19 protein-coding genes are annotated in these 22,733 nt (G+C 55.7%); 5 read left to right on the forward strand and 14 right to left on the reverse strand.

The genetic code is table 11. The features are described 5' to 3' along the window. Positions 1 to 9: 9 nt before the first annotated feature. The 6 genes from mglA to PUP35_RS14935 all read right to left on the reverse strand — a co-directional run bounded on the left by mglA (position 10) and on the right by PUP35_RS14935 (position 7,176). Entirely contained in the window at positions 10 to 1,530 is a 1,521-nt protein-coding gene (mglA, locus tag PUP35_RS14910; RefSeq protein ID WP_047174129.1) for a galactose/methyl galactoside ABC transporter ATP-binding protein MglA, read from the reverse strand. 79 nt (positions 1,531 to 1,609) lie between these two features. Then, complete coding sequence (mglB, locus tag PUP35_RS14915; protein ID WP_008500923.1) at positions 1,610 to 2,608, reverse strand: galactose/glucose ABC transporter substrate-binding protein MglB; 999 nt, start codon at positions 2,606 to 2,608, stop codon at positions 1,610 to 1,612. Between the two features lie 293 nt (positions 2,609 to 2,901). Next, positions 2,902 to 3,924 (reverse strand): HTH-type transcriptional regulator GalS, encoded by a 1,023-nt coding sequence (gene galS, locus PUP35_RS14920; RefSeq protein ID WP_149366476.1) that lies wholly within the window; start codon positions 3,922 to 3,924, stop codon positions 2,902 to 2,904. Positions 3,925 to 4,079: 155 nt separating this feature from the next. After that, positions 4,080 to 5,237: a DUF418 domain-containing protein YeiB gene (gene yeiB, locus PUP35_RS14925; protein WP_274240362.1), complete on the reverse strand. Its 1,158-nt coding sequence runs from the start codon at positions 5,235 to 5,237 to the stop codon at positions 4,080 to 4,082. 19 nt (positions 5,238 to 5,256) lie between these two features. Beyond that, positions 5,257 to 5,925 carry a GTP cyclohydrolase I FolE gene (folE, locus tag PUP35_RS14930; RefSeq protein WP_023312471.1) on the reverse strand — a complete coding sequence of 223 codons (669 nt, stop codon included), beginning with the start codon at positions 5,923 to 5,925 and terminating at the stop codon, positions 5,257 to 5,259. A gap of 102 nt (positions 5,926 to 6,027) precedes the next feature. Beyond that, positions 6,028 to 7,176: a YbfB/YjiJ family MFS transporter gene (locus PUP35_RS14935; protein WP_274240363.1), complete on the reverse strand. Its 1,149-nt coding sequence runs from the start codon at positions 7,174 to 7,176 to the stop codon at positions 6,028 to 6,030. Between the two features lie 138 nt (positions 7,177 to 7,314). On the opposite strand from PUP35_RS14935, the gene fghA reads away from it, so the two are divergent. Next, positions 7,315 to 8,142: an S-formylglutathione hydrolase gene (gene fghA, locus PUP35_RS14940; RefSeq protein ID WP_274240364.1), complete on the forward strand. Its 828-nt coding sequence runs from the start codon at positions 7,315 to 7,317 to the stop codon at positions 8,140 to 8,142. Between the two features lie 99 nt (positions 8,143 to 8,241). On the opposite strand, the gene cirA is transcribed toward fghA, so the two are convergent. The 3 genes from cirA to yieE form a co-directional block, all read right to left on the reverse strand. Beyond that, a complete protein-coding gene (cirA, locus tag PUP35_RS14945) occupies positions 8,242 to 10,212 on the reverse strand; it encodes a catecholate siderophore receptor CirA (RefSeq protein ID WP_115875854.1) in 1,971 nt (656 codons plus the stop codon). Positions 10,213 to 10,436: 224 nt separating this feature from the next. Beyond that, positions 10,437 to 11,906, reverse strand: coding sequence for an amino acid permease (locus tag PUP35_RS14950; protein ID WP_133294820.1), 1,470 nt, complete (start codon positions 11,904 to 11,906; stop codon positions 10,437 to 10,439). Positions 11,907 to 12,063: 157 nt separating this feature from the next. Continuing rightward, complete coding sequence (yieE, locus tag PUP35_RS14955) at positions 12,064 to 12,930, reverse strand: DNA-binding transcriptional regulator YeiE (protein ID WP_047346566.1); 867 nt, start codon at positions 12,928 to 12,930, stop codon at positions 12,064 to 12,066. 97 nt (positions 12,931 to 13,027) lie between these two features. On the opposite strand from yieE, the gene PUP35_RS14960 reads away from it, so the two are divergent. Both PUP35_RS14960 and nfo read left to right on the forward strand, forming a co-directional pair. After that, positions 13,028 to 14,074 (forward strand): YeiH family protein, encoded by a 1,047-nt coding sequence (locus PUP35_RS14960; protein ID WP_274240365.1) that lies wholly within the window; start codon positions 13,028 to 13,030, stop codon positions 14,072 to 14,074. 64 nt (positions 14,075 to 14,138) lie between these two features. Then, positions 14,139 to 14,996 carry a deoxyribonuclease IV gene (gene nfo, locus PUP35_RS14965; RefSeq protein WP_127731690.1) on the forward strand — a complete coding sequence of 286 codons (858 nt, stop codon included), beginning with the start codon at positions 14,139 to 14,141 and terminating at the stop codon, positions 14,994 to 14,996. A gap of 47 nt (positions 14,997 to 15,043) precedes the next feature. Here the strand turns inward: nfo and fruA are convergent, their stop codons facing one another. Genes fruA through fruB form a run of 3 tightly spaced genes read right to left on the reverse strand, consistent with a single transcriptional unit; the run spans position 15,044 to position 18,814 of the window. After that, on the reverse strand, positions 15,044 to 16,729 hold the full coding sequence (gene fruA, locus PUP35_RS14970) for a PTS fructose transporter subunit IIBC (RefSeq protein ID WP_127731692.1): 1,686 nt from the start codon (positions 16,727 to 16,729) through the stop codon (positions 15,044 to 15,046). A gap of 16 nt (positions 16,730 to 16,745) precedes the next feature. Further along, positions 16,746 to 17,684 (reverse strand): 1-phosphofructokinase, encoded by a 939-nt coding sequence (gene fruK, locus PUP35_RS14975; RefSeq protein ID WP_115875857.1) that lies wholly within the window; start codon positions 17,682 to 17,684, stop codon positions 16,746 to 16,748. Continuing rightward, complete coding sequence (gene fruB / locus PUP35_RS14980) at positions 17,684 to 18,814, reverse strand: fused PTS fructose transporter subunit IIA/HPr protein (protein WP_274240366.1); 1,131 nt, start codon at positions 18,812 to 18,814, stop codon at positions 17,684 to 17,686. The genes fruK and fruB overlap by 1 nt, the downstream gene beginning before the upstream one ends. Before the next feature lie 361 nt (positions 18,815 to 19,175). Between fruB and setB the strand changes: the two genes are divergently transcribed. Then, positions 19,176 to 20,357, forward strand: coding sequence for a sugar efflux transporter SetB (gene setB / locus PUP35_RS14985; protein ID WP_274240367.1), 1,182 nt, complete (start codon positions 19,176 to 19,178; stop codon positions 20,355 to 20,357). On the opposite strand, the gene PUP35_RS14990 is transcribed toward setB, so the two are convergent. Further along, complete coding sequence (locus PUP35_RS14990) at positions 20,354 to 20,608, reverse strand: YkgJ family cysteine cluster protein (RefSeq protein ID WP_274240368.1); 255 nt, start codon at positions 20,606 to 20,608, stop codon at positions 20,354 to 20,356. The genes setB and PUP35_RS14990 overlap by 4 nt on opposite strands. Before the next feature lie 164 nt (positions 20,609 to 20,772). On the opposite strand from PUP35_RS14990, the gene yeiP reads away from it, so the two are divergent. Further along, the gene (yeiP, locus tag PUP35_RS14995; RefSeq protein ID WP_008500940.1) at positions 20,773 to 21,345 is read left to right on the forward strand and encodes an elongation factor P-like protein YeiP; all 573 of its coding nucleotides are present in this window, start codon (positions 20,773 to 20,775) and stop codon (positions 21,343 to 21,345) included. Positions 21,346 to 21,444: 99 nt separating this feature from the next. Here yeiP and uxuA read toward each other — a convergent pair whose 3' ends face one another. Next, positions 21,445 to 22,635, reverse strand: coding sequence for a mannonate dehydratase (uxuA, locus tag PUP35_RS15000; RefSeq protein WP_274240369.1), 1,191 nt, complete (start codon positions 22,633 to 22,635; stop codon positions 21,445 to 21,447). Positions 22,636 to 22,733 lie beyond the last annotated feature (98 nt).

The following is a 22,733-nucleotide window of genomic DNA, read 5'->3' on the forward strand; positions in this document are numbered from 1 at the left end:
CCCCTGATCTTAAAGGTGCAAAGACGCAAGACGCAAAATTTCGTTTTGCGTTGTCGTTTTGGTGTCAACAATACCGGCGACGAGACCATTGCTCATAACCAGAATACGGTCCGTGATCCCTAACAATTCCGGCATTTCGGAAGAAATAATAATGATCCCTTTATTCTTTTTCGCCAGCTCGGCAATCAGCTGATAAATTTCAAACTTCGCGCCGACGTCAATACCGCGGGTAGGTTCATCCAGCATCAGAATTTCTGGCTGGGTTAATAACCAACGGCCGATAATCACTTTCTGCTGGTTACCGCCTGACAGCGAACCAATTTGGGTGCGATGGCCTGGCGTTTTCACGCGCATGGAGTCAATCACCCATTGGGTATCGCTCTTCATGCGGGAGTTATCCAGCAGCCCGACTTTGTTTTTGTAATTGCGAATGTTAGAAATTAACGAGTTAAAGTTAATATCCAGATAAGCATAAATACCGGTCGAACGACGCTCTTCCGTCACCAGCGCGAAACCATTATTAATAGCTTCGTTGGCGTTGTGGTTGTTAATTTTCTTACCGTGCAGCGTAATGGTGCCTTGAGCTTTCTCACGGATACCAAACAGGGTTTCGACGATATCGGTACGTTTTGCCCCGACCAGGCCGGCAATCCCCAGGATTTCACCTTTATGCAGGTCGAAGGAGACATCGCGTATAGACGGCTGACGTAACGAGGTCAGGTTGCGCACTTCCAGAATCACTTCACCCGGCTTGTTTTCTTTGTCAGGGAAGCGCTGGTTCAGGGAACGGCCGACCATCATGGCGATGATCTTGTCCATGTCCAGCCCTTCCAGCGGCTGCGTGGCAATCCACTGACCGTCGCGCAGGATGGTGATCTCATCGCACAGCTGGAAGATCTCTTCCATTTTGTGTGAGATGTACACAATGCCGCAGCCGCGATCTTTTAGCTTACGAATAATGGTAAAAAGGTGGTTAACCTCTTTTTCCGTTAATGACGATGTCGGTTCGTCCATGATGACGATTTTCGCATCATAGGAGAACGCTTTGGCGATTTCGATCATCTGCATCTGGGAGACGGATAATGTTCCCACGCGGGCGCGCGGATCGATATCAATATCCAGCTCGTCGAAAATCGCTTTGGTGTCGCGATACATTTTGTCCTGATCGACAAAGACACCTTTGGTTGGATAACGTCCCAACCACATGTTATCCATAACTGAACGCTGCAGCACCAGGTTTAATTCCTGGTGAACCATCGAGATACCGTTTTCCAGTGCTTCTTTCGCTGAATGGAAATCGATCTCTTTCCCCTGAAAAAGAATGCTGCCAGAATCTTTTTGATAGATCCCAAAAAGACATTTTAATAATGTTGATTTACCCGCACCGTTCTCCCCCATTAAGGCATGAATAGAGTGAGGACGAACTTTTAAATTAACATTATCGAGTGCCTTAACGCCGGGAAATGACTTGTTGATACCGCTCATTTCCAACAGGTATTCACCGGATGACTGAGTTGTTGTGCTGACCATAATTATACCTTGTTGGCCTCGCATATCGCGTTATAAAAGGGCGCAACGAATTGCGCCCAGTGGAGACAGTACCGCTAACTTATTTACCGATAAACTCAGCCAGGTTGGACTGGTCTACGCCCACGTAAGGTACGCGAACGATTTTGTTGTCAATTTTCCAGTTGGTGCCATCTGCCGCGCCTTTGCCATCGGCGAGGTTTTTCGCCAGATCGAAGGTGGCTTTCGCCTGGTTGTTGGCATCGTTCAGCACGGTACCGGCCATCGCACCGGATTTAACCAGCGCCAGCGCTTCTGGCAGTGCATCCACGCCGAATACCGGGATTGAGGATTTGTTGTGTGCTTTCAGCGCTTCTACCGCACCCATTGCCATCGCATCGTTGTTGGCGATAACGACTTCGATTTTGTTGGCATTAGGGCCGGACAGCCATGCGTCCATCTTATCTTTCGCCTGAGCGGTATCCCACATCGCGGTATCTAACGCCAGCTGCTGGGTTTTCAGGCCCTTGTCGTTCAGCTCTTTAATAACGTAGGTAGTACGCGCTTCAGCATCCGGGTGGCCTGGCTCGCCTTTCAGCAGCACGAACTGAATCTGACCGTCTTTATTCAGGTCCCAGTTCGGGTTCGCCGCCCAGTGTTTCGCGATCAAATCGCCCTGAATAATACCGGACTCTTTGGAGTCAGTACCGACGTAATACGCTTTGTCGTAGCTATCCAGCGCCTTACGGGAAGGTTCTTTGTTGAAGAAGACGATCGGCACGTTCTGACCGCGCGCTTTTTCAATGACCGTGCCTGCTGCAGCCGGGTCAACCAGGTTGATGGCCAGGGCTTTCACGCCTTTCGCCAGCAGAACGTCGATCTGGTCGTTCTGTTTGGACTGGTCATTCTGGGAGTCGTTCATCAGCAGCTGAACGTCTGGCGCTGCTTTCGCATCTTTCTCAATCGCTTTACGCACAACAGACATGAAGTTGTCGTCGTATTTATAGATGGTCACACCAATACGGGTATCCGCAGCGTGCGCTGCTGCACCAAAAAGCATGCTTGCCATTACAGCAGACAGGGTCAACACCTTCTTATTCATGGTATCTCCGGTTTTTTATGCAGGGTAGTTCTTGTGAATAACGATCGGCGGGCAGGTGTTAATAAAACGTTACTGACAGCCGAAGTTCACTTATAAAATTTCTATCTTCCGTGTTCGGTAACGCTCCAGAAATGCGTTTTATTCGTTGTTTGCGGCACATTGGCTATAGTGAAAGTGAATAATCACTGTTACATAGCGTTTCAGCCCCTAAAACGCTGACATCATAGTCAGCGCCTTGTTAAGATACTGTGAATTTACTCACAGATTGAAAACGGTTACATCACCTGAACTAATCAGTTAGTGATCGGAACCACAATTTGCCGGGCCGCGACGGAGTGGCGACGTACTAAAGTCGGCATGAAACAGTGCGTTGCGCCCGGATCCAGCAGCCCTGCCGCTCCCTGTAATGCCAGCTCAGTCGCCAGTTTCGCCATAGAGGCAATGGGGTAGCGCACCGTTGTCAGCTGCGGGTCGGTGTAACGGGCAATCGGGATATCATCAAAACCAATGAGTGATAAATGCTGTGGCACCGCAATGCCGTTATCCTTCAGCGCCGTCAGGGCGCCAGCCGCCATGCTGTCGTTATAGGCAAACACCGCAGACAGCTGCAGATTGCGGCCCAGCAGCTCCACCATCGCCGCTTCACCGCCCTGCATGTCCGGCGTGCCGGTCCCCACCCAGCTTTCGGATGGCGTAATGCCGTGCTCTTTCAGGGCATTTTGCCAGCCTTCGTGCCGCAGTTCGTCATCTTCAATCTGATGGCTGGAGGCCAGATAACCGATCCGCTGATGCCCGTTGTTGATGAGCATTTTCGTGGCCATCATGGCGCCGCTGACGTTATCGAGCCCGACGCAGCGGTGAGCATAGCCGGGGACGATGCGGTTGATCAGCACCATGCCCGGGATCTGCTCCATTAATCCGGTTAGCTCTTCATCGCTCAAGGCTTTTGAATGGACAATCAGGGCGTTACAGCGCTGACGGATCAGCACTTCAATGGCATGACGCTCTTTTTCCGCCTCATGATAGCTGTTGCCGATCAGGACATATTTCTGATGCTGCTGTGCCACCATGTCGACCGCTTTCACCAGCGCGCCGAAAAAGGCATCCGAGACATCCATCACCACCACGCCGATGGTGTCACTGACCTGCGTCGCAAGCGCCTGGGCATTGGCATTTGGCCGGTACCCGAGCTGGGTCACGGCTTTCATTACGGTTTCTCGGGTTTCAGGGCTGACCAGCGCGCTATTGTTCAGAACGCGTGAGACGGTAGCCACAGAAACGCCCGCCTGACGGGCGACGTCACGAATGGTGATCATATTCACCATCCTTCAAAGGATTGCAGCAACTCACAGACACCCCCTGTGTTTAGCAAGGTGGCTATTTTGGCAGCGAGAGAAAGGGGACTACGTGAAGAAGCTCACAGTCATGAAAACGCTTACATCCGTTTTGTTAATGATTGTGATCCAGATCGTTATCTGGATGTGTTTTTCAATGATACCCCTGAAGCATATGCGGTTAACTGACGCCACACCCGCTCCAGCGGTCCCTGGCGGAAATAGCGTAGCCAGAGAACAGAAAACGCCAGGTTTACCACCCAGACCGGAATAACAAACGCCAGCAGCGTAAGGCGGTCGAATTTCATAAACAGGCCAAAACGATAGAAAAGCGTGGTACATATGAGCGTTTGCAGGAGGTAATTGCTCAACGCCATTCGGCCCACGCAGGCGATAGCGCTGACAATCCGCAGGCGGGAAAGCGTTGGCCAGAAGCCATAGATCAGCGCCGCGTAGCCGATGGTCTGGAACGGCGCGCTCAGTTCACGCGGCACCTGGAGCAGAAACGCGCACCAGCGGTAATCCCAGTGAATATGCCACTGCACAATCACCGCCGGGAGGTTAATCAGCACGCCGAGCAGCACCAGACCGGCGCCGGTACGACGATAGTGACGCAGGCTGAATTCTCCTTTCAGCCAGCCGGTGCGCATCAATGACGCGCCCATCAGCATCATGCCCGCCAGCTGCCAGCCGTATTGCGCGCCCAGCGCAAGGAGGTTGTCCCCCAGCATATCCGCACGGTTGCTTATCGCTTCCGTACCGCCTTTCAGCTTCCAGAACTGTTCGTACTGCAGGTTAGCGGCATCCGGGATCCATGAACGGTTTGTCGCCTCGCCGGAGATCATCCCCAGCAATAGCAGGACGCCAAGCCCCATCACATACAGCATCACGCCGGTGTTAAACAGGCTTTTTACGCTGTGCGCATCGCGAATGAGGCGCCAGCAGATGAGCCCGACTAACCCATACGCGAGAAGAATATCGCCGTCCCAGAAGAACAGGCCGTGGATAAAGCCGAGGATAACCAGCAGCGTCAGGCGCGACTGGATCCAGCGCGTACCGCGTTTGAGGAGAAGCTGCAGGCCTGCGCCAAACAGCAGGGCAAAGAGCGTGAGGAATTTGACCTGCGCAAAGAGATCGAGGATCGCCCACGTCCAGGCATCACTGCGCGTGATGTCGCCATACCACGCAGGATTGAGATAAGCCGCCTTCGGCAAACCGAAGGCGGCGATATTAAGCAGCAGGATACCGAGAATGGCGACGCCGCGAACAAAATCGAGCGTGACGTTTCGCTCCATGGTCCCTGCCCTGTAAGACTTAGTTGTGATGACGTACGGCGCGCAGGAACTCCTGGCGGGTATTCTGGCTTGACTTAAACAGGCCGCCCAGCGAGGTGGTGGTCGTTGCACTGGTCGCATCACGCACGCCGCGCGCCTTCACGCAGTAGTGAACCGCGTCGATAGAGACGGCCACGTTATTGGTGCCCAGCAGCGTTTGCAGCGCGGTCAGGATCTGCTGCGTCAGACGCTCCTGCACCTGCGGACGCTGGGCAAAGAACTGCACGATGCGGTTGATCTTCGACAGGCCAATCACCGTATCTTTGGGGATATACGCCACGGTCGCTTTACCGTCGATGGTCACGAAATGGTGTTCGCAGGTGCTGGTCAGCGTGATATCACGCACCGTCACCATCTCATCCACTTTCATCTTGTTTTCAATGACGGTGATTTTCGGGAAGTTGGCGTAATCCAGGCCGGAGAAAATTTCGTCGACGTACATTTTCGCGATGCGGTGCGGTGTCTCCATCAGACTGTCGTCACTCAGATCGAGATTCAGCAGCTCCATGATTTCGGTCATATGACCGGCAATCAGACGCTTGCGGGTTTCATTGTCCAAATCCTGTACGGGCGGACGCAGTGGCGTTTCAAGACCGCGCGCAACCAGGGCTTCGTGGACCAGGGCAGCTTCTTTACTGAGTGATGACATTTTGTTCTCCTGCAGGTGTGGCGTCTTTTGCCCTCGTTGTGGCAAAAGTATGCGCTCATTGTGCGTGAGGCGACGCACATAATCCAGTATTCACGACGATAATTATTGCAATTGCTGTTGCCTTTCAGCGTGACGATTCCAGACCAAGGCTCCTCCAACGAACAGCGCCATACCCGCCAGGCCAAGCGCGGGCTCCAGCCGGTGGGTAAACCAGGTTGATAACGCCGAGGTGACGGGGCCAATCAACTGACCAATTGCATACCCGGTGGTGAGGAGGCCTGCCATATAGCGCGTGTGGTTTGGCGCCAGCTCGCGGCCGTATAAAAGAGAGAGCTGCACGGCACACAAAAAGCCGCCGCCCACCAGCAGCCCGCCCGTCAGCAGCCCGCCAATCCCCGGCAGCAGCCAGGCCGCCAGCACGCCCGCCCCCTGTAACCACAGTACGATAGCCAGCCTGCGGTTAGCCGTTGAGGTATGGCGTAAAAGAATACTGAGCGCTATCCCCACCACGGCGGCGATACCAAAAATCGGCCAGACGAACTGCGCAAACAGGCTGCCGGGAAAACGCACCGCCGCCATTTGCGAGAGGAAGGTCGCCGGGAGGATATAGCCAAACCCGGCCAGGCTGTAGCTCCAGACCAGGCGTTTTAAATCCGCCGTCAGCACCAGCGGCTCTGGTGCGGTGCCCGGTCGATGGAGCTGACCGGATCGCGGCAGGTAGCGCGCCACCAGCACAATCAGCACCAGCGCCAGCACGCCGTAGATTTGCCATGCCGCCCCGGCCGACAGGGACTTCGCCTGGATATAGACGGCGAGCAGCCCGCTCAGGGCAATGCCCGCCCCCGGTCCGGCAAATACGGCAGCGCTCAGGCCCGGTTTACCCAACTGCCCAAGCCGTTCGTTAGTCCAGGCGGCAATCAGTACCATCGACCAGCCGCTCATGCAGCCAATCACAAAACGCAGCAGGCCGTGTACGACGGCGTTATCCGCCGCCGCGGAGAGCAGCGTCAGCGCCACCGCGCCGGTGATGCCAAGCCAGAGGCGCGTTTCCACAAAGCGGTGCGCGCGCATGGCATCCCATGCGCCCACCAGATAGCCCAGATAGTTCATCGCCGCGACCAGACCCGCGCTGGTCAGCGTAAGCTGCCCGGCAGCAATCATCAGCGGCACCTGAGGCGTAAAGGCAAAACGTCCTATCCCCATCGCCACCACCAGAACGACAAACCCACTGAGCGCAATACGCAGCGCCATGACCGCTCCAATTGTTAAAGAAAAGTAAATTTATGATGCAGCATCTGGCCGTCAGGCGAAAGTGAAAGTTGCTCACAGGTCAATGAAAAGGCTGTATTATGGTTTTTATGAATACGCATTCTCATTAAGGAGCCCTGCATGGAACTGCTCGAAGAGCACCGTTGTTTTGAAGGTCGACAGCAGCGCTGGCGGCATGACTCCACCGTCCTGAACTGTGCGATGACGTTCAGCATTTTCCTGCCGCCGACGGAAAATCCGCCGGTTCTGTTCTGGCTTTCCGGCCTGACCTGCAACGACGAAAACTTCACCACCAAAGCGGGGGCGCAGCGTATTGCCGCCGAGCTGGGTATTGCGCTGGTGATGCCTGATACCAGCCCGCGCGGCGATGATGTGGCCGACGATGCGGGATACGATCTGGGCAAAGGCGCCGGATTTTATCTCAATGCCACCGAGCAGCCCTGGGCGCGCCACTACCGCATGTATGATTACATTCGTGATGAACTTCCTGCGCTGGTGCAGTCGCAGTTTGCGGTTGGCGAGCGCTGCGCGATCAGCGGCCACTCGATGGGCGGACACGGGGCGCTTATCATGGCGCTGAAAAATCCGGGGAAATACGTCAGCGCGTCGGCCTTTGCGCCGATTGTGAACCCAACGCAGGTGCCGTGGGGGCAGAAAGCCTTCACGAACTATCTGGGTGAAGATGAAGCGAAATGGCTGGAATGGGATAGCAGCGCGCTGATGCTGGCCAGCAGCTCAGCAAATGCGATCCCGATGCTTATCGATCAGGGTGATGCGGATCAGTTCCTCGCCGGTCAACTGCAGCCTGCGGTGCTGGCAGAAGCGGCACGCCAGAAAGACTGGCCGCTGACGCTGCGCATCCAGCCGGGATACGACCACAGCTATTATTTTATCGCGTCCTTTATTGAGGATCATCTCCGCTTCCATGCGGAGCATTTGTTCGGGTAAATGCAGCCGATTGCCGGGTGGCGGCTTCGCCTTACCCGGCCTACATTCGTGGGTTTTGTAGGCCCGGCAAGCGAAGCGCCACCGGGCATCCAGGCTACATCAGAACTTATAATCCACGCCCACAAAGTAGCGACGGCCATCTTCCGTGTAGCTGTAATCGTCACGGCTCAGATCTTTGTCCAGCAGGTTCTGCACGCCCGCGCGTAGCTTAACGGCTTTCGTTACCTGCCACGCGGCGCCGGTATTCCAGATGACATAGCCACCCGGCGTTGGAGCACTGCTGGTCAGCGCGCGTTTCTCACCGGTGTAGTTACCCTGAACATAGAACGACCAGTCCTGCGTTGCCTTCCAGTCAACGGTCCCGTTGGCGGTGTGGAACGGCAGATCGGACAGCGGCTTGTTGCCGCCGTTGCTGATATCACGACCGTCGTTGTAGGTGTAGTTCAGCGTCACCTTCCAGTCTTCAGCAACCGGGAACTTTACCTCTGTTTCCACCCCGCGGATGCGCGCCTTGTTAACGTTGTAGTAGCGGAAAATCGGTTCACCGTCCGCATTCAGGCCAACGTAGTTAGTGTAGCCCTGGGCCTGTTTCGCATTGGCCGTACGGCTGATGCTGATGCGGTCATCGACGTTATTCTGGAAGGTGGTGACGCTGGCCTGCACGCCCTCTAACCAGCCCTCTTCCCCGCTGTAGTAGAGACCGAATTCGAAGCTCTCGCTGGTTTCCGGTTTCAGGTCGGGGTTACCAACAATCTCACAGGCACCGCGGCACGAGCCGGTGACCCAGTCCGGGCTCAGCTGCAGCAGTGACGGCGCTTTAAACGCGGTCGCCCAGCCCCCTTTCACCGTTACGGTATCGGTCGCGTTGTAGACCAGATAGGCGCGCGGGCTCCAGTGGTCGCCGTAGGTATCATGGTCGTCCATACGGATGCCGGTGGTCAGTGCCAGAGGTTCAAAGATACGCCACTCATCTTCAAGGAACAGGGCATACTGGCTTGTCGACGTACTGCTGCTCGAGCCGCCCGTCAGGTTGACAGGGTCCTTCAGCTTATCGTGACGCCATTCGCCGCCGAAGGTCAGCAGCTGGTTGATTTCGCCCAGCGGCAGCACGTATTTCCCGTCCACCGCGTTGCTTTCGGAGGTGATCGGATTGCTGTTGCCCGGGTTCTTGTTATCTACCTTTTCGCCGTAAACCTTCAGCTCGCTGTTGCCGACGCCCCAGCGGCCGTTGTGGCTGAGCGAGTAGTTCTGCCGCTCAAGGCGGTTTTTGTCGAGGGAATCAGAGTCACGATCCTGACGGTCGAAACCGTAGCCCGCCGTAAAGTCATGATTTTCAGACGGCGTCCAGGCGAATTCAACATTCGCATCGCGGCTGGTAAAGCCTTCAATGCGCGGCGTTTCACCGCTCGCCGTGGTAGAGGACTTCTGCTGACCGTCTTTCTCACGCTTCGCGAGGCTACCGTAGGCTTTCAGCCCCAGCAGACCGTCCACCAGCGGACCGCTGGTATAGAACTGACCGTTATACGTGTCGCCACGGTCGCGATGTTCCTGAATTGTTGAATCGGCGCTCAGGGTGCCCGTCCATTTCTGGCCGATTTTTTTGGTGATAATGTTTACCACGCCGCCCAGCGCATCGGAGCCGTAAAGAGAAGACATCGGTCCGCGCACCACTTCAATTCGTTCGATGGCGTCAACCGGCACCCAGTTGAGGTCGAAATCATTATGGCGGAACACCGCGTTACGGGAATTGACGCGCTTGCCGTCGATCAGGATCAGCGTGTAGCTGCTGTCCAGTCCACGGATACTTACCCCTTTACGGTTGTCCCCTTCGCTCGTGAGCTGAACGCCCGGCACATCCCGTAACACATCTTTCAGGTTCTGAACGGGTTTGCGCTGCAAATCTTCCTGGGTAATCACGCTGATGCTTGCCGGGGCGTCTTTCAGGTTTTGCTCGGTCGCGGAGGCCGTTACAACCATTGTGTCGCCGGATTCCGCTGCGATAACAGGCAGGGCCAGGGACATTGCGGACGCACACAGTCCTCCCCTGACGAAGGGATTCAACCTAAACATTCCATATCTCCATGAGGTAAATACAACTAAATCAAATCATCATTGCTCACAGCGTCTTCCCTGCCGCCCACATCTGCGGTGGGTCGGTGACACGCTTATTTTTGATAACGATAAAGCAAACGATAATTATTATCAATTAAATTGTTAAGAAATATATCTTTGTTTCAGGATACGGGAATAAAAAAACCCGCTCGAATGAGCGGGTTAAAAGAGAGGAAGTGCGGTTATTGTTTAAATCGTTCCGGGAATTCCATTTCACTGTAGCGAACGAATTTTGTTCCTTTCGTCAGCTTGTAGCCAAACCAGATAACGAGGAACAGCGGAATACCAATGTAGGTCGCCGTGACGGCGCCCCAGTCAATGGTGTCCGCCAGGAACGCTTCATAGTTCTGTCCCAGGGTAATGATCAGGCACAGAATGAAGGCGAAAATGGGACCCAGCGGGAAGAACCCTGAGCGATACGGCAGCTGGTTAACGTCATAACCCTGTTTGACGTAGCCACGGCGGAAACGGTAGTGGCTAATGGCAATCCCCAGCCAGGCAATAAAGCCCGTCATCCCGGACGTGTTAAGCAGCCACAGGTAAACCGTCTGGTTGCCAAACATGGAGGTCAGGAAGCACAGACCGGCAATCACCGTGGTGGCATACAGCGCGTTACGCGGTACGCCGCCACGGGACAGCTTCGCGAAAATACGCGGTGCTTTACCGTCGCATGCCAGCGTGTAGAGCATACGGGTGGACGCGTACATCCCGGAGTTACCGGCTGAAAGCACAGCGGTCAGGATAACGGCGTTCATCACTGCCGCGGCTGAAAGCAGACCGGCGTGCTGGAAGACCAGCGTGAACGGACTGACGCTAATGTCTTTAACGTCATTACGCAGCAGGCTTGGATCGGTGTACGGAATGATCAGGCTGATAATCAGGATCGCGAACACATAGAACAGCAGGATACGCCAGAAGACCTGACGAACCGCGCGCGGAATATTCTTCTCCGGGTTCTCTGACTCACCGGCAGCGATACCAATCAGCTCGGTCCCCTGGAAGGAAAAGCCGACAATCATTGCCACGCCAATCATTGCCGACAGTCCACCGGCAAACGGCGCATCGCCTGTTGTCCAGTTACTCCAGCCCGCAGGTTCTGCGCCTTTGAAAATACCAACGATCATCGCCACACCGACGACGATAAAGATGATGACGGTTGCCACTTTGATCAAAGAGAACCAGTATTCCGCTTCGCCGAAACCGCGCACGGAGATGTAGTTCAGCAGGAAAATAACGGCGAGGAACAGCGCGCTCCAGATCCAGCCTGGCGTATCCGGGAACCACCAGTTCATCACCAGCTGCGCGGCGACAAGGTCAACGGCGATAGTGACCGCCCAGTTGTACCAGTAGTTCCAGCCCAGCGCGAAGCCAAAGCCTTCTTCAACGTATTTTTGACCGTAGGTCGAGAACGAACCGGATACCGGCATGTACGCGGCCAGTTCGCCAAGACTGGTCATCAGGAAGTACACCATCAGGCCAATCAGGATATAAGAGAAAAGTGCCCCACCCGGGCCTGCTGCCGAAATCGTTGCGCCAGAGGCAACGAAAAGACCTGTACCGATGGAGCCGCCAATGGCGATCATCGTCAGGTGACGCGCCTTGAGTTCACGACGTAGCGTGGGCGCTTCTGTGGTTTTAATTTCTGAAACCATATGAAAATGCTGTCCATTTAATAAATGAGGCGCGATTGTAGCAGACGATCCGCGTTCCTTCCGGCAGAAATACTCAGTTATAAGAGAGCTTCATGACTCGGCCAGGATTATAAGTAAAGCATAATTTTTCCCTCTCCCCTTTGGGGTGAGGGAAAGATTACATCTCGCAATAGCGCAGAAAACGCTGCAAAGAACTGGAAAGGTGTTTCTGACGATGATGAATGCACCACAGCGTGCGCACCAGTTTCGGGAGCGGGATGGGGATTTCAACCAGCGATCCGGTCTCCAGCTGTTCGGCAATAACGCGCCGTGAAAGACAGCTGATGCCGAGCCCGTGGCGCACCGCGTGCTTGATGGCCTCAGAGTTCCCAAGCTCCATCCCTAACTGGAAATGCGGCAGATGAGAAAGCAGCAGATAATCGACAATTTCACGCGTGCCGGAGCCCTGCTCGCGCAGGATCCACTGCGCCTGCGCCAGGCGTTCCAGCGTCACCTCTCCCTGTAGTAAAGACGAGGCCGGGGAGGCAAACACCACCAGCTCATCTTCCAGCCAGGGCTCGGCAATAATATCGACGTTATGGCAGGGTCCTTCGATGAGGCCGATATCCACCCGGAAGTCGATCACCGCGTTGATGACGTCCTGGCTGTTCCCCACGCTCATCTCCAGCGGCAGGGTCGGGAAATCCCGGCGGTAGCGGGCAATCACTTCCGGCAGGATGTAGTTCCCGATGGTGCTGCTGGCGTAGACGCGGATCGCACCGTTATCTTCGCGGAACAGCTGCTCGATTTCGATAGCCTGCTCCAGCAGCGCCAGCGCGCGCGGATAAAGAAGACGACCGTGCTCGTTGACCACCAGACGCTTCCCTACCCTGTCAAAAAGCTGAACGCCCAGCTGTCCTTCAAGATCGGTCAACGCCGCGCTGACCGCAGACTGCGAGAGCGCCAGCATTTGTGACGCCTGGGTCGTCGAGCCGCTTTTCAGCACCTCGGCAAACACTTCCAGCTGACGCAGAGTAATGTGCATGGTTGCTTACCACTTATATAGATTGATTATAAGTATATAATCAATTTTATTTTTAAGCCAGGGCGCCGTAACCTTTAGCCAGACAAAGGAGAAGGTTATGTCAGAAATCACCTTACAACATCATCGTACAGTGTGGCACTTCGCGCCGGGTCTTGCGCTCAGCGCCGCAGTGACCGCCGTCGCGCTATGGGGCGGCAGCATCCCGGCCATCGCAGGCGCAGGTTTCAGCGCGCTGACGCTGGCCATTTTGCTGGGCATGGTCGTGGGTAACACCGTTTATCCACATATCTGGAAATCCTGCGACGGCGGCGTGATCTTTGCCAAGCAGCATCTGCTGCGTCTTGGGATCATTCTCTACGGCTTCCGTCTCACCTTTTCGCAGATTGCGGATGTGGGTGCGAGCGGGATCGCCATCGACGTCCTGACCCTGACCAGCACCTTTTTGCTGGCCTGTTTTATCGGCCAGAAAGTGTTTGGCCTGGACAGGCAAACCAGCTGGCTGATCGGTGCCGGGAGCAGTATCTGTGGGGCCGCGGCGGTGCTGGCAACGGAACCCGTCGTTAAAGCCGAAGCCAGTAAGGTGACGGTGGCGGTAGCGACGGTGGTGATCTTCGGTACGCTGGCGATTTTCCTCTACCCAGCCATGTATCCGCTGGTTGCCCACTGGTTTAGCCCGGAAACCTACGGCATCTATATCGGTTCGACCATGCACGAAGTGGCCCAGGTGGTGGCGGCAGGACATGCTATTAACCCTGAAGCCGAAAACGCAGCGGTGATTGCCAAAATGCTGCGCGTGATGATGCTGGCGCCGTTCCTGATTTTCCTTGCTGCACGGGTTAAACAGCTGGCACCGGCGGACAGTAATCAGAAAAGTAAAATCACCATTCCATGGTTTGCGATCCTGTTTATCGTGGTCGCTATCTTTAACTCCTTCCACCTGCTGCCCAAATCGGTAGTGGATATGCTGGTGACGCTGGATACCGTACTGCTGGCGATGGCCATGGCGGCCCTGGGGGTGACTACACACGTCAGCGCACTGAAAAAAGCCGGTGCGAAACCGCTGCTGATGGCGCTGGTACTCTTCATCTGGCTGATTGTCGGCGGCGGCGCGATTAACCTCGCGGTCCATAGCCTGATGGCATAAACCACTACATCCTTCTCCTGTTAACCCGCTATCATAGGCATTTCGGGTTAACAGGAGTCCCTTTATGAAATATGTTGGAGCGCACGTCAGCGCTGCAGGTGGCCTTGCGAATGCCGCCATTCGCGCCGCCGAAATTGAGGCGACCGCTTTCGCCCTGTTCACCAAAAATCAGCGCCAGTGGCGCGCCGCACCGCTCACCGCCGAGGTGATTGACGATTTCAAAGCTGCCTGTGAGAAGTACCACTACGGGCCAGGCCAGATCCTTCCCCACGACAGCTATCTCATTAACCTCGGGCACCCGGTTGAAGAGGCGCTGGAAAAATCCCGCGAGGCGTTTCTTGATGAAGTTCAGCGCTGTGAGCAGCTTGGGCTGACGCTGCTGAACTTCCATCCTGGCAGCCATCTGATGCAGATCGATGAAGATGCCTGCCTCGCGCGCATTGCCGAATCCATCAACATCACGCTGGACAAGACCAAAGGCGTCACCGCGGTGATTGAGAATACCGCCGGTCAGGGCAGCAACCTCGGCTTTAAGTTCGAACATCTGGCGGCGATTATCGACGGCGTGGAGGATAAATCCCGCGTCGGCGTGTGCATTGATACCTGCCACGCGTTTGCCGCCGGTTATGACCTTCGCACCACCGAGGCAACGAAAAACACGTTTGATGAGTTCGAGCGCGTAGTTGGCTTTAAGTACCTGCGCGGAATGCACTTAAACGATGCGAAAAGCGCCTTTGGCAGCCGCGTTGACCGCCACCACAGCCTGGGCGAAGGCAACATTGGCCACGATGCGTTTCGCTTTATCATGCAGGACGCCCGCTTCGACGGTATTCCGATGGTGCTTGAAACCATTAATCCGGACATCTGGGCAGAAGAGATTGCCTGGCTGAAGGCTCAGCAAACTGCTGAACAGGCGGCATAAAAAAAGCCGGGTGCGTAATGCGACCCGGCTTTTTTATTATTTATCGCTTACGCTGCTTTTGCCACAACTTCCGCTTCCGGACGTTTCAGCACCGCGTAAGAGAGACCCGCGACCAGCGTACCGGCGACGATGGCCAGCAGGTAGCCCAGTACCGGCGTGATGGCGCCAGGGATCAGCAGAACAAACAGACCGCCGTGTGGTGCCATCAGCTTCGCGCCAATCGCCATGGAGATCGCCCCGGTCACTGCACCACCCGCGATACAGCACGGCAGTACACGCATTGGGTCACGGGCCGCGAACGGAATCGCGCCTTCGGTGATGAAGCACAGACCCAGCACCAGCGCGGCTTTACCGCCTTCCTGCTGCGCTTTATCGAACTTACGACGGGCAATAATCGTCGCCAGGCCGAGCGCCAGAGGTGGCACCATACCTGCCGCCATGATCGCTGCCATTGGCGCGTAGGTCTGGGTACTCAGCAGGCCAACACCAAAGGCGTACGCCGCTTTGTTTACCGGACCACCCATGTCGGTACACATCATGCCGCCGAGAATTGCCCCCAGCAGAACCGCGTTCGCGGTACCCATGGTTTGCAGCCAGTGGGTCAGACCCGCCAGGATGCCTGCAACCGGCTTACCAATCAGGTAAATCATCGCCAGACCGACCACCAGGCTGGAAATCAGCGGGATGATCAGAATCGGCTTCAGCGCTTCCATACTCTGCGGCAGCTTGAGCTTCGAGCTGATGAGCTTCGCGACGTAACCGGCGAGGAAGCCCGCGATGATACCGCCGATAAAGCCGGAACCGGTGCTTACGGCCAGCATACCGCCGATAAGACCCGGCGTGAGGCCAGGACGATCAGCGATGGAGAAAGCAATAAAGCCTGCCAGAACGGGTACCATCAATGCAAATGCGGAACCGCCACCAATCTGCATTAACGCAGCGGCCAGCGTGCCTTGCTCTTTAAACGCGGTAATACCAAATGCGAACGAGAGCGCGATACACAGACCACCCGCAACCACCATCGGCAGCATGTAAGACACGCCGGTCAGCAGGTGACGATAGGCGCCTGCTGACTCTTTCTTACCTTCCGTCGCGGTCTGGCGCGCGCCAGTTGCCTGATACGGCTTCGCTTCCACCAGCGCTTTATCAAACTCCTGCGCAGTCTTTTTCAGCGCCAGGCCGGTAGACGTGCGGTACATTGGCTTACCGGCAAATTTCGCCAGGTCCACTTCGATATCCGCCGCCACAATCACCAGATCGGCCTCAGCCACTTCTTCAGGGGTGATAGCGTTGCCGGCACCGACGGAGCCGCGCGTTTCAACTTTAACCCACCAGCCGCGTTTTTTCGCTTCGGTTTCAATGGCTTCAGCCGCCATAAAGGTGTGAGCCACACCCGTCGGACAGGCCGTCACCGCAACAATTCGTTTCGGGCCCGTGGCCGCAGCCGGTGCCGTCGCGACGGGCGCGCTGTAAACAGACGCGTGACCTTTCGCTTCGCTCAGGAACAGTTCCGGATGAGCCACCGCGCGATTAATATCGCCCAGCCACACTTTTTTGCCGTTCAGCGCACTGTCAGCCGGGATTTTGTCGCCCAGTACAATGGCCAGTTCGGCATCGCCAGGGTTATCAGTCATCTCGAGATGTGCTTTGTTCGCCGCCGCTCCCAGCAAGGTCTTCGCCATATAGGCGCGAGCCTGTCCGAGACCGGAGTCAATGATCAGCAGCGTTTTCATTATTCCTCTCCTGCTGTTAGTTAAAAGGTTTTAAGTCAACGCGCGCCATCATCGCGGCTAACTGGGTACGATCGGTAATACCGACATTGCTCTGGCTTACGGCCAGGGCAGCAACGGCAGTGGCAAGACGTAAAGTATGTTCACTGGATTCACGCATCAGCAGGCCGTAAATCAGGCCGCCAACCATTGAATCCCCTGCGCCAACGGTACTCACAACTTCCATTGACGGCGGTTTGGCGATCCATTCGCCAGACGCGTTAACCCACAACGCGCCTTCTGCACCAAGCGAGATAACCACGTGAGCGATACCCTGCTCGCGCAGCGCATGGGCAGCTTCAATCACATCTTTTAGTTCTGGCAGCTTACGACCCGCCCAGATTTCCAGCTCGCGGCGATTCGGCTTCACCAGCCACGGCGAGGCTTTCAGACCGGCGACCAGCGCGTCGCGGCTGCTGTCAAAAATAATGCACGGGCACTGGCTGCGAAGGCGCGTCATCCAGTCGGTAAACGCTTCCGGGCTCACGCCGGACGGCAGGCTGCCGCTGACGCACACCATGTCAAACTGACCCAGCCAGGTCAGAGAATCGTTAACAAAACGCTCCCAGTCTGACGGCGTCACTTCGAAGCCAGAAAAGTTCAGATCGGTCACTTCACCGTCTTTCTCCGTCAGCTTAACGTTGATACGGGTACGGCCCTGAACAACCTGAAAACGGTTGGCAATGCCCAGCTCGCTGAACAGCTGCTGGAAACCGTCCTGGTTATCTTTCCCGAGGAACCCACCCACGGTGACATCGATACCGAGATCCTTGAGCACTTTCGCGACGTTAATCCCTTTGCCCGCAGCATGCAGGCCGGTGGTACGCACGAGGTTGACTTCGCCGCGCTCAATTTCCGGGCAAAATCCTACCAGGTCATAAGCCGGGTTCAGCGTAATAGTCGCAACACGTCTGCTCATTATGCGCCCTCCCCCAGACCCGCCGCGATGGCGTCGCCAATCGCTTTCAGCGCCTGTTCAGCATCAGCACCCTGCGCGGTGAAACGCAAACGGTGACCTTTCTTCACGCCCAGCGCGACAACTTTCATCAGACTACGGCCGTTGGCCGGTTTGCCCGTGCCGTCAAGATTCGCCACGGTGATCTCACTCTCGAATTGTTTAATGGTATTCACCAGCATGGTACCCGGACGGGCATGCAGGCCGTGTTCGTTACGCACCACGAACTCCGCAGTTTGCACGTCATCCGTCAGCACATCATCACTGGTCAGCAGTGCCAGCACGGTGGAGGCATCAGCGTTCAGCAGTTTTTCAGCTTTGTTGTTCAACAACAGGTCGCCCAGACGCTTCAGCACGGAAACCGGCCGTTCATCAGCCATCGCCACGGTCACCAGCATGGCCGCGCGCTCGCCTTCTACGTCAAACGCGTTGGCCGCGCGGCTCACGGCGATAGCGCTGCGCAGGTTGCCTTCAGCACTGTCGTTCAGCCAGATACCCTGACCCAGATTCAACGGCTTATCGTTAATCACGCGCGTCACAAAGGTGGCATCCGCCGCGCCGGCTTCTTTCAGACGACCGGCGTTCAGCGCCTGCAGCGTCACCAGATCGGAAGCAACCACGTCCAGCGTCAGCGTTTCATTATCCAGTTTCAGCGCTTCGCTCTGTTTTTCGCCCATCAGCAAGGCGCGCAGCTCTTCCGCTGTGGTGGCGGACTTAAGCTGTTCAGCCACCGCGTCATCACTCAGGACATGCGTCAGCTGACGCAGCAGACCTAAGTGTTCATCGCTGCTGGCCGCGATACCGATAGCCACATAGGCAACCTGACCGTCTCCCCAGAGCACGCCCTGCGGGAACTGGTAAACCTTAACGCCGGTTTTCAACACCTGATCGCGGGTGTCGGTGGTGCCGTGCGGAATGGCGATCCCATTGCCGAGGAAGGTTGAGGTCTGCTGCTCGCGCGCCAGCATGCCGTTGACATAGCCGTCCGCGACGTTACCCGCCTGCACAAGCGCAGCGGCAACCTGGCGAATAGCCTCTTCTTTATCCCCGGCCTGAGCGCCCGGGTGGATATCCTGAACAGATAACTGGAACATGGTTCTCCACTCCTGCTGAAATTGAATCGTTTCAGCTTTAATGAGAAAAAATGCGCTAGCCTGCTCCGTTTGTTTAAACAAGATAGCGCTGAAACGTTTCAAAAAGTCTTGCGCTTTCTGCAATACCTTGCAAGTAAACTCGTCTTTCTGATGTCAGAATTTAGAGATACAGCACATTTCTTCTTCGTTCAGCTGAATTTTGCTGAAGTTCAGCAAGTCAGTTTCAGCTAAGGTCAGCCGATGTGGGTGTAAGATGAAATGCCATTTTGATTTTTCGTGGCATCATTGACCGCGCCCACTGTTTATTTTTTAGCTGACGGCGTACACTCCGCCCCTCTCTGCTACTCGCTAATTATAAAACATGCATAACACCCCTGCGGCTGCCTCGCCGAAGCCCTTTGATTTAACCTCAGCGGCCTTCCTGATTGTTGCCTTCTTCACGGGCATTGCCGGTGCGTTACAGACGCCGACGCTGAGCCTATTTCTGACAAATGAGGTTCATGTTCGTCCGGCGCTGGTTGGCTTCTTTTTTACCGGAAGCGCCATCATCGGCATCCTGGTCAGCCAGTTTCTGGCGGGACGCTCCGACAGAAAAGGCGATCGTAAAAGCCTGATCGTTTTCTGCTGCCTGCTGGGGGTCATGGCCTGCGTTCTGTTTGCCTGGAACCGCAACTATTTCATTCTGCTCTTCGTCGGGGTATTCCTGAGCAGCTTTGGCTCAACGGCTAACCCCCAGCTGTTCGCCCTTGCCCGCGAACACGCGGACCATACCGGACGTGAAGCGGTGATGTTCAGCTCAGTCCTGCGTGCTCAGGTGTCTCTGGCATGGGTGATTGGCCCGCCGCTGGCCTACGCGCTGGCGATGGGTTTTGGCTTTACGGTAATGTACCTGAGTGCCGCTGTCGCGTTTGTGGTATGCGGCGCGCTGGTGTGGTTCTTCCTGCCGTCCATGCGCAAAGAGCCCAAAGTGGCAACGGGCGTACTGGAAGCGCCGCGCCGTAACAGCCGCGATGCCCTGCTCCTGTTTGTTGTCTGCACGCTGATGTGGGGCACCAATAGCCTGTATATCATCAATATGCCGCTGTTTATTATTGATGAACTGCACCTGTCGGAAAAGCTGGCGGGAATCATGATGGGCACCGCGGCCGGGCTTGAGATCCCGACCATGCTCATTGCGGGCTATTACGCAAAGCGCTTCGGAAAGCGTTTTTTAATGCGCATTGCCGCCATCGCCGGTCTGCTGTTCTATCTCGGCATGCTGACGGTACATACGCCGGGGCTGTTGCTGGCTTTACAGCTGCTGAACGCCATCTATATTGGCATTCTCGCAGGGATAGGCATGCTCTATTTCCAGGATTTGATGCCTGGCCAGGCAGGCTCTGCCACCACCCTTTATACTAATACCACCCGCGTGGGCTGGATTATTGCCGGCTCAATGGCCGGTGTTGTGGCAGAAATTTGGGACTATCACACGGTGTTCTGGATTGCGCTGGTGATGTGTACGCTGACGATTGGCTGTCTGGCGAGGATTAAAGACGTTTAAGGTGCGGTGAGCGATTCAAGCTCAAGAAGGTACGTCATCGCCTGCTCGCGCGTGCTGCCGCACATTTCGGCCGTGGGCTGAAGCCCGGAGCAAACTCTCGGGCGCAGCGGTGAGCCAAAGATCTTGCAAAGATTATTTTCAGAGAGCTGAACGCAGCGGGTATTGGCAGGCTTGCCCTCGGGCATTCCAGGAATGGGGCTTGAAATGGACGGTGCAGTACAGCACGCGCCACAATCGGGACGGCAATCCATAAATGCTCTCTTTCGCTGACGATGGCCCGCGTAGTCGGGCATCGCGCGCACAGTAACACCTTTTGCGTATTGATAGCAAAAGCCACGAATTCCACTTGCCTGAAAGGCCGCGCGCGAGTAATTTGGCGCGATATTTTTTACCTCCCGTAAACAGGATTACTGCAATGCCAAGAGCGAACGAAATTAAGAAAGGTATGGTGCTGAATTACAACGGCAAACTGCTGATTGTGAAAGATATCGACATTCAGGCACCAAGCGCCCGTGGTGCAGCAACGCTGTATAAAATGCGTTTCGCCGATGTGCGTACCGGCCTCAAAGTGGAAGAACGCTTCAAAGGTGACGATATTGTCGATACCGTGACCCTGACCCGTCGCTATGTTGATTTCTCCTACATCGACGGCAACGAATACGTGTTCATGGACAAAGAAGATTACACCCCGTACATCTTCACCAAAGATCAGATTGAAGAAGAGCTGCTGTTCATTCCTGAAGGCGGTATGCCTGACATGCAGGTTCTGACCTGGGACGGCGTGCTGCTGGCGCTGGAACTGCCTCAGACCGTCGATCTGGAAATCGTTGAAACGGCACCCGGCATCAAAGGCGCATCCGCCAGTGCCCGCAACAAACCGGCTACCCTGACGACCGGCCTGGTTGTGCAGGTGCCGGAATACCTCTCCGCTGGCGAGAAGATCCGCATCCATATCGAAGAAAAACGCTATATGGGTCGCGCCGACTGATTGCGGCGTTTTTCGGGTGGCGGCTTCGCCTTACCCGACCAACAAAAACACAAAAACCGGCTCTCAGGCCGGTTTTTTTTATTGTTGGCCCGGTGGCGCTTACAGAAGCTCCGGATACTTCGTCATCTTCAACGCCAGCTCAACGCCACGCACTTCCGCCATCCCTTTAAGACGGCCAATCGCAGAATAGCCTGGGTTGGTTTTCTTACGCAGATCGTCCAGCATCTGGTGGCCGTGGTCAGGACGGAACGGAATAGGACGCACATCGCCAATCTGCTTGCGACGCGCCTCTTCGGCCAGAATGGCGTCTACCACCGCCACCATATTCACATCGCCGCCCAGGTGAGCCGCCTCGTGGAAGGTTTTTGGGTTCTCTTCACGGCAGGTCGCGCGCAGATGCGTAAAATGAATGCGGTCGCCGAAGGTTTCAATCATCCGCACCAGATCGTTATCCGCCCGCACGCCGTAGGAGCCGGTACACATGGTGAAGCCGTTATTGATGCTGTCGACCGTCTCTTTCAGCCACTGCATATCTTCAATTGTGGAAACAATGCGCGGCAGGCCGAGGATTGGACGCGGTGGATCGTCCGGGTGCACGGCCAGGCGAACCCCTACCTCTTCCGCAACCGGCACGATTGCGCGCAGGAAATACGCCATGTTTTCACGCAGCTGATGCTTATCAATATTGCCGTATTCCGCCAGGCGGGCGCGGAACTGATCCAGCGTATACCCTTCCTCAGCCCCAGGCAGGCCCGCAATGATATTACGGGTCAGCTTTTCGATGTCCGCGTCGCTGGCTGCATTGAACCATTCGAGTGCCTGCTGCTGCTCTTCCGCGGTGTAATCCGCTTCGGCGCCAGGCCGTTTCAGGATGTGCAGCTCGAACGCTGCAAAGGCAATCTGATCGAAACGCAGCGCTTTTGAACCGTCCGGCATCTGATATTCGAGGTCGGTTCGCGTCCAGTCGAGGATGGGCATAAAGTTATAGCAAACCGTATCAATTCCGCAGGCCGCGAGGTTACGAATGCTCTGCTGATAGTTAGCAATCCAGGTCTGGTAATCCCCGGAATGGGTTTTGATATCTTCATGAACAGGAATGCTTTCCACCACAGACCAGGTTAATCCCTTCTCCGCCAGCAGCGCCTGACGCGTCTGTATTTCCTCTACCGGCCAGACCTGACCGTTAGGAATATGATGCAGCGCCGTGACGACACCCGTTGCGCCAGCCTGACGCACATCATCAAGAGAAACCGGATCGTTCGGCCCGTACCAACGCCAGGTTTGTTCCATTGCCTCACCCTCTTAAGTTGTTATACCAATATGCGTTACTGCAATGACGACTACCATACATGTTTGCCGTGAAGGGTCAATACACCGCCACACATTGA

The sequence above is a fragment of the Enterobacter sp. S-33 genome (assembly GCF_028735835.1).
GTDB lineage: Bacteria > Pseudomonadota > Gammaproteobacteria > Enterobacterales > Enterobacteriaceae > Enterobacter > Enterobacter vonholyi.